This window comes from Collinsella ihumii (assembly GCF_030385545.1).
Classification (GTDB): Bacteria; Actinomycetota; Coriobacteriia; order Coriobacteriales; family Coriobacteriaceae; genus Collinsella; species Collinsella ihumii.
This window is the reverse complement of sequence record NZ_JAUEIQ010000023.1, coordinates 1-2,418: the sequence shown is the minus strand read 5'-3', so window position 1 is coordinate 2,418 and position 2,418 is coordinate 1. Positions and strand designations below refer to the sequence as shown.

Genomic DNA, 2,418 nt, shown 5'->3' with positions numbered 1-2,418 from the left:
AGGGGGAGACCGGGGCTGCGCATCGAAGGCGCGCCGCCCCGACTTGGCAGGGCCCTTTACAGCCCTTTACAGCCGTCTGCCAGCTCGTGGCGCTGGAACGGATTTCTTGTCCCTGTCCCTCCTTGCGCGGGTATTTGGAGCGAGGTGCGCTCACTTGGTGCGGAACGAGCAAGACGGATCCGTCCCGGCGCTACGATTTCGGAGGCGGGGCATAGCGGCTCTGCCAAGCTCCGTCAAGCTCTGCCAGAGCGGGCCAGCGCCCTCCAAGCGCCAGCTCATCTTGCCCGAGCCGTCCACAGCACTCTCTTACGGCGGGTGCCGGGGGCCCGAGGCGCCGCCCTGCGGGCCGGCATCGCCGATGCCGTCCTCCGAGCATCGATCCGCACCGTCGGAAACGCCCGCCCGTCTCTCTACGGCAGGCGTTAACCCGTGACGAGGATACGGCCATCATGACGGTGATTCACCGTGCATAAGGAGGAGCAAATGGAGGGCGCGAGGAAGACCGGACGACTGGACCCGAGGATGGCCGAGGAGCAGCTCAGGCAGATCGACGCCGCGGCCGACGTCAACGGGATGGGCGCATCCCAGCGGTCTAGCAGCCGCCTCATGGAGTCCGCCCGCCGCGACATCGCCGAGCAGGGGCTCATCGAGCAGCTTCGCGAACCTGTCTGACCGGCTACGTATGGCGGCGGAAGGATGCGGAGGGCCGGCACAAACGGCACCCTTGATGGCGGCGCCCGCGCCCGACAGTCGGTCAAGCGCGGCCCCGGCATGGCAAGTCCGAGGCTGCGGTGCGGGCGCGCGCGTCTGAACCGCTTGCCCGGCGCGTTGGGCTGGCCGGAGACCGCCTGGCGGGCAATCCTGATCCGGCGCGTCTCGACGGGGCCCGCCGCGCATTCGGAGGCGCCGCACCGATACCCCGGAGTGTAAACCAAGGTTATCCGCGCCCGGGCCCGTCTGAGCTGCCCCCGCTACCCCAACAGCCATCTCCAGGCGGGGACGACGTGGACCGCGCCCTCCGGGACGTCGATCTCCTCCTCCTCGTCCATGGTGACGATCCAGCCCTCGGCCGCGTCGAGGCGCCGCATGCCGGCGCGCAGGCCCGCCACCTCGCGCTCGCGCGTGGCGCGCTCGGCCATCGACACGCTGACCTGCACCAGCCGGTACCCCTCGCCGAGCAGCGCGTCGCCGACGACGAAGTCGACCTCGTGCCGCCCGCCGTCGTCCACGACCAGTCGGGATATCGCCCCCTCCCGCATGCCGCCGGCGCCCCGGCGCAGCCGGTCGAAGACCGCCGTCTCGAGCCTCTGGCCCTCGTCTCGCACCGCCGAGGGCGAGAACGCCGTCAGCATGCCGGGGTCCACCGCGTAGACCTTCGACGCCGAGCGGGCGTTCTCCGACAGCGAGCGGCTGAACTCGCCGAGCTCGAACACCAGGTAGGACTCCTCGTAGTAGCCGAGCAGGCCCGAGAGCGTCGCGCGGGAGACGGCCAGGCCCGCCGACTTGAATGCGCCCGCGGCCCTGTTGAGCGACAGCTCGCGTCCCGAGGAGGCGAGGCAGCGCGCCAGGAAGCGCGCAGCGGCGGCGGGGTTTCGCACCCCGTGGCGCTCGATGACGTCGAGGGCCACGGTGCGGTTGGCGTACTCCTGCAGCAGCTGCACGGCATCCGATGCCGGCAGGCCCTGCACCGCGATGAAACCGCCGCGCGAGAGGTACCCGGGCAGGGCGTGGCGTAGCCCGGCGCGCGCGGCGGACCCGACGGCGCCGCCCCCAGCCGCGCCCGCCGGCACCTCGACGCCGTGGTAGCGCGCGTACTCGGAGAGGCCCATGGGGAACAGCTCTCGCGAGATGGCCCTGCCGCGGAACTCGGAGGCGAGGTCTGCCGAGAGCATGCGCGAGGACGACCCCGTGACGTAGACGGTCGACCTCGTCCCGTCCACCACGCGGCGCAGGAAGGCCCCCCACTCGGGGACCTCCTGGATCTCGTCGAAGAACAGGAACGCGCCGTCGCGGCGGGCGGAGGGCCTCATGGCGTAGAACGTGTCGAGGACCTCGGCGAGCAGGCCGGGACGGTAGGGCTTCAGGCGCTCGTCCTCGAAGTTGAAGTAGAGGATCGACTCGGGCGGCCAGCCCTCCGCCACGATGCGCCTCATCTCCTGGAACAGCCGGTAGGTTTTCCCGCACCTGCGGACGCCGGTGACGACCGTGGCGAGGTTGCCGCGCGCCGGCGGGCGCACCGGGCCCAGATCAAGGTCTCGCTCGAACGCCTCGGGGATGCCGTCATCGATGAAGTCCTGGATCTTCTCCGCTATGACGCCGTTCATGCCGACCGCCTTTCTTGCCGCGCTGCGTGCCAAGATAATGCTACATCTTGACACGCAGCGCGGCAAGGGAAATGGCGCCATGCTGATAGAGGGC

General features: G+C 70.5%; 2 protein-coding genes. One reads left to right on the top strand and one right to left on the bottom strand.

Annotation, left to right across the window (positions count from 1 at the left end):
* The first annotated feature begins 483 nt into the window (after positions 1-483).
* Positions 484-672, top strand: coding sequence for a hypothetical protein (locus tag QVN30_RS11415; protein WP_204542102.1), 189 nt, complete (start codon positions 484-486; stop codon positions 670-672).
* 299 nt (positions 673-971) lie between these two features.
* Here the strand turns inward: QVN30_RS11415 and QVN30_RS11410 are convergent, their stop codons facing one another.
* A complete protein-coding gene (locus tag QVN30_RS11410; protein ID WP_289836467.1) occupies positions 972-2,324 on the bottom strand; it encodes an ATP-binding protein in 1,353 nt (450 codons plus the stop codon).
* Positions 2,325-2,418: the final 94 nt, after the last annotated feature.